The sequence below is a fragment of the Acetomicrobium mobile genome (assembly GCF_937920065.1).
This window is the reverse complement of the sequence record NZ_CALETC010000058.1, coordinates 1-5138: the sequence shown is the minus strand read 5'-3', so window position 1 is coordinate 5138 and position 5138 is coordinate 1. Positions and strand designations below refer to the sequence as shown.

The window sequence follows — 5138 nt, the reverse complement described above, 5'->3', positions numbered from 1 at the left end:
CGACAAAGAAGAAATACTTTCGGTCATAAAGATGATCGTGCCGACGTTCAGGTTGAAGCAGACGGTTGAGGTGTGACCAGGGCTTAATTTGAAACTATCAGCACATATGTTGATAATTTGGGAAGCAGAGCTTCTACCTTCCATGAAGAACTGGGGGATATAGATATGTTATTGGATTCTATTTGGTACACGATATTTGTTTGATGGTAGACACCAAACTTCGCAACCCAAAGCCATAGTTTGCGAAGGTAGAATTCAAGGAAATGAAACGGGCCAATTTTTTTCAGCTATCTTGTGCCTTATATCCTCACAATGATCATACTTAGTGCTATTATTATGACACTAAATTGAAATTGAATTACGAAGGGGGGAAATTTTATGAAATTATCATGGAAGGTTTTTATTTTTGTAAGTGTTTTCCTGTTCCTTGTTTCAAGCGTCATATGTTCTCCCGCAATGGCAAAGGCTCCTTCGGAATACAAGATGGTGCTCATACTTCCGGGACCCGTTAATGATCAAAGCTGGAACGCGACGAACTATGCAGGATTGTTGGCCGCCAACCAAGAACTTAAGACGAAGATCGAATATGTCGAAAACGTCCAAGCAAGCGATTATGAATCCACTTTTAGAAACTATGCCGAGAGGGGATATGACCTCATCATGGCAGCGGGCACCCAATTTGACGCCGCCGCGCAAAGGGTAGCCTCCCAATACCCAAAATCGACCTTTTGCGTGATCAACGGCATGGTCGCCGCAGAACCCAATTTGTGTCCGGTCCTTCCCAGAGAATACGAGGCCAGCTTCTTGGCTGGCATCATCGCTGGCAAGACGACCAAATCCAATAAGATCGGATTGGTAGGCGGTTTCCCCAATAAGCTTATGATCAGGTTGTTGAATACTTATGAATTTGGAGCCAGGATCGGCAGCCCCGAGGTGAAAGCATTGCGCGCCTATGCGAATTCGTGGAGCGACGTCGCCCTTGGCAAGCAGATGGCAAGTTCCATGATAGATCAGGGCGCAGACATCTTGTTTTTCTACGCTAACCAAGTCGGCTTAGGCGCTATTCAGGCCGCCAAAGAAAAGGGAGCCAAATTTATCGGATTTGCCAGCGACCAAAACAGCGTTGCCCCCGGGACGGTCATAGCAAGCGTATTTTTTGATTTTAAAACGATGTATGTATGGTTGGTCGGAAAATATTTAAACGGAGATCTTAAACCGATCGTCAATGAAGCAGGCATTAATGAAGGGATCGTACAAGTTTCTTACACGGACGCGGTTAAACCGGAAGTGAGGGACCTTGTCTCGCAGGCGGAGCAAGCAATAAAGGAAAACCAGCTTTTGAAGTTCCTTTCCCAATTCCCCGAACCCTTAGAATAAGCAAGTTAAGTATAATAATAAGGGGGAGAAGCTCTCTCCCCCTACTTAATTTTTATTGATGGTGATTTACATGTTATCAGATGACAAAGATATCATTGTGGAACTTTCTGGAATTACAAAATACTTTCCTGGAGTGTTGGCTCTAGATAAGGTAGACCTTAACGTGAGAAAAGGGGAAGTCCTCGCGCTTCTTGGCGAAAATGGCGCCGGCAAATCTACCCTGATGAGGATTTTATATGGAATGTACAGAGCGGATGAGGGGAAAATTAAGATAAACGGAAAAGTCGTTAATATAGAATCGCCCAAAGACGCCATGCAGTTAGGCATAGGGATGATCCATCAACATTTCACGCTTGTGCCAGTACATTCGGTCGTGGAAAACATCGTCCTGGGGACCATCACCGATCAGCAACGAAGTTTTTCGATAGGAGAGACTGCTAAAGAGATAGAAAACCTAGGCGAGACGTACGGTCTTAAGGTAGATCCTCGCGCCACGGTCAATCAACTTCCTGTGGAAATGCAGCAAAGGGTTGAAATACTGAAGGCCCTGTATAGAGGTGCTAAAGTGCTTATTATGGATGAACCGACTGCTGTATTGACGCCCCAGAGCACTGAAATGTTATTTAATTTCATCCGCGACTTTAGAAGAGCTGGAAATTCCGTAATCTTCATCTCCCATAAACTTAACGAGGTTTTGGAAATTGCGGACCGCATCGTTGTGCTTCGCAGCGGCCGCGTAGTAGGCGAAATGCCTCGAGAGAAAGCCACAGAGCAGGAACTTGCCCGGATGATGGTCGGTCACGAATTAAGCGGCATCAAGTTAAAGGCAGAAAATAACGTCACTTTAGGCAAAAAAGAACCCGTGCTTCGAATCGAAAACCTCAAGGTCAAAGGAAGCCTGGGGCACTGGGCCGTGGATTCGCTGCAATTGGAAATTTACGCAGGAGAAATCCACGGCATAGCCGGAGTTAGCGGAAACGGACAAGATGAACTGGCAGAGGCCTTGTATGGATTACGGCTTGTAAGCGAAGGGAGTATATTTTTGAAGGACCTTTCCCTACTTAATGAGCAGACCAGAAATATCATCGATCAAGGCGTTGGATATATTCCTGCCGACAGACATAAAGAAGGCCTCGTGTTGGACATGTCCGTAGAAGAAAACCTCGTATTAAAGGGCTTTGACGTTTCTCCCTTTTCACGGAAAGGCATCCTTCAAGAAAACTCCATTAGACGGTATGCGACGGAAGTCATCGAAAGCTACGCAATCAAAACGCCCACCCCCGACACGCACGTGCGTTACCTCTCCGGCGGCAATCAGCAGAAGATAGTCATCGCACGCGAGATTGCTGTAGCAAAGTTTTTGCTCATAGCCGTTCAACCTACAAGGGGGCTTGATATAGCATCTACCGAGTACGTCCATCAATCGCTTTTAAGGGCAAGGGACGAAGGGAAGGGAGTTTTACTAATCTCCACCGAGCTATCGGAAATACTTTCGCTGTCCGACAGGATCAGCGTTATATATCGGGGACGAGTCCTCAAAACCATCGACCGCCGGGACGTAAACATCGATGAAATAGGCCTGCTTATGATGGGAGTGACGACTCAACAATGAGGAATTACCGGCATATTTTGTTAACTTTTTTCCCAGTTTATTCAGTCATCGTCGGCTTGTTTTTAAGTGGAATAATGATGTTATTTTTGGGTGAAAATCCCCTCGTCGTCTATAGAGATATACTTCTTTTTGCCTTTCGCGACATATATAACATAGCCGATATTTTCGCAAAGGCAGTGCCCCTGATCTTCACGGGGTTAGCCTTTGGTTTCGCATACCGTGCATCCCTTTTTAACATCGGAGCTCAGGGCCAATTTTACATGGGTTGCCTTGCCTCGGTGAGTTGTTCCCTTTATTTGAGCTTCCTGCCCAAACCGCTGCTTTTATCGATATGCTTACTATCAAGTTTAGTACTTGGGGGATCATGGGGATCGCTGATTGGCTACGCTAAAGCGCGCTTCAACGCAAACGAATTTTTGCTCAGCCTGATGTCAACATACGTGGCAATAGCTGTAATGAACTTCTTGATCCGCGGTCCGCTCATTGAATCTAAAGGGGAATACCCTCAAACGGACGTCATAGCTCAAAGTGCCTGGATACCACAGCTCATATCCCATACACGTTTGCATATTGGGCTGGTATTAGCTTTGCTAATCGCCGCTATGGCCTATTTCATCCTCTGGAAGACTACCTTGGGTTTCAAGATAAGGGCCGTGGGAATGAATCGAAACGCGGCGCGCTTTGCAGGAATAGATGAGAAGAAAATCTTCATCACCGTCTTTTTTATAAGCGGTGCCTTTGCTGGGCTCGCGGGCTTTACGGAAGTAAACGGTATACAACATATGCTTGTACAGGGCTTTAACCCCTTGATCGGAACCGAAGGGATAGGAATAGCGATACTGGGTAATGCTCACCCCTTTGGGATCGTACTTTCGGCGCTTCTATTCGGTGCTCTTAAAGTTGGAGGTGCGTTGGCCGTTCAGGTCTCTAATATCTCATCGAGCTTTTTGGGCATCATGGAGGGCTTTGTAATGCTTTCGGTCATCATTTCTTATTTCATACGCCAACGCATCATGATCGCGCTTGAGAAGAAACGCCTTCAGGAAGAAAGTAAGGTGGAGAACCAATGATCATAGAAGGATTGCTTTCAAGGACGATTCAAATGAGCACCCCTCTTATAATTGGTGCACTTGCGGAGGTGCTCGTGGAAAGAGCAGGAGTCATGAACATCGCCATCGAAGGCATCTTCCTTTTGGGTGCATGGGCTGGATTTGTCGGCACTTACTGCACGGGAAGCCAAATAGTTGGCCTTATTGCTGCTATCGTTATCGGGATGTTGGTGGGATTGTGCTACGGCTATATCACGGTAAAACTCAAGCAGCATCAGATCGTGACGGGAACGGCCATAAACATTTTGGCTGCCGGGTTAGCCCTTTACTTTTATAGAGTATTATTTGGAGTCCCCTTGCTTCCTTTGACCGTGGAGCCCTTGGCAAGGCTTAACATACCTTTACTGAGCAGCATACCGGTGATCGGTGAAATTTTATTCCGGCAAAATATATTGACTTACATGGCATTTGTAGTAGTTTTTGTATTGCATTGGCTTTTATTTAAAACGAAGAGCGGATTAATAATTCGCTCAACGGGAGCCAACCCCGAGGCTGTCGATGCTGCGGGGATTAACGTTGACACTGTGCGATTTAAGGCAGTCTTGTGCTCAAGTGCTTTATGCGGCTTGGCAGGCGCCTTTTACTCGATGGGGTTTTTAGGGCTATTTACAGAGGATATAATAGGCGGTAGGGGATGGATAGCCTTTGCGATATGCTTCTTAGGGAACTGGAATCCGATCGGGGCTGCCATCGGCGGGTTGATATTTGGCCTTGCCGACGCGACTTCGATAGTAATACAAACATCGGGATTCAAATTGATCCCCAACGAATTCATAATCGCAATACCATACATTCTTACCATAGTTGCTACAATATCTAGAAAGGAATTTAGAGTTCCCGAGTATCTCGGTATTCCCTACATAAAAGAAGGGGGAAGATGAGTTTCTGAGGCAACCTAAAATGTGGTACTTTTAAAATAAGAACGTAAAAAGCGAGGGATAAAGTTGCAAAAAAAGATATGGCTTTCGTCACCGCACATGAGCGGTGAAGGCTACGAAATGCAATACGTGAAAGAAGCCTTTGATACCAACTGGATAGCG

General features: G+C 45.9%; 4 protein-coding genes. All 4 read left to right on the top strand.

The features are described from left to right. Nucleotides 1-378 precede the first annotated feature (378 nt). On the top strand, nucleotides 379-1377 hold the full coding sequence (locus Q7P41_RS02050; RefSeq protein ID WP_303881749.1) for a BMP family protein: 999 nt from the start codon (nucleotides 379-381) through the stop codon (nucleotides 1375-1377). Between the two features lie 70 nt (nucleotides 1378-1447). Beyond that, on the top strand, nucleotides 1448-2989 hold the full coding sequence (locus tag Q7P41_RS02045; RefSeq protein ID WP_303881748.1) for an ABC transporter ATP-binding protein: 1542 nt from the start codon (nucleotides 1448-1450) through the stop codon (nucleotides 2987-2989). After that, complete coding sequence (locus Q7P41_RS02040) at nucleotides 2986-4059, top strand: ABC transporter permease (RefSeq protein WP_303881747.1); 1074 nt, start codon at nucleotides 2986-2988, stop codon at nucleotides 4057-4059. The genes Q7P41_RS02045 and Q7P41_RS02040 overlap by 4 nt, the downstream gene beginning before the upstream one ends. Further along, nucleotides 4056-4979 carry an ABC transporter permease gene (locus Q7P41_RS02035; protein ID WP_303881745.1) on the top strand — a complete coding sequence of 308 codons (924 nt, stop codon included), beginning with the start codon at nucleotides 4056-4058 and terminating at the stop codon, nucleotides 4977-4979. Before Q7P41_RS02040 ends, Q7P41_RS02035 begins: the two co-directional genes overlap by 4 nt. Nucleotides 4980-5138 lie beyond the last annotated feature (159 nt).

Bases quoted from the DNA above. Each gene is read 5' to 3' on its own strand.
- Q7P41_RS02045 (WP_303881748.1), top strand. From the start codon at position 1,448: ATGTTATCAGATGACAAAGATATCATTGTGGAACTTTCTGGAATTACA.
- Q7P41_RS02035 (WP_303881745.1), top strand. From the start codon at position 4,056: ATGATCATAGAAGGATTGCTTTCAAGGACGATTCAAATGAGCACCCCT.
- Q7P41_RS02040 (WP_303881747.1), top strand. From the start codon at position 2,986: ATGAGGAATTACCGGCATATTTTGTTAACTTTTTTCCCAGTTTATTCA.
- Q7P41_RS02050 (WP_303881749.1), top strand. From the start codon at position 379: ATGAAATTATCATGGAAGGTTTTTATTTTTGTAAGTGTTTTCCTGTTC.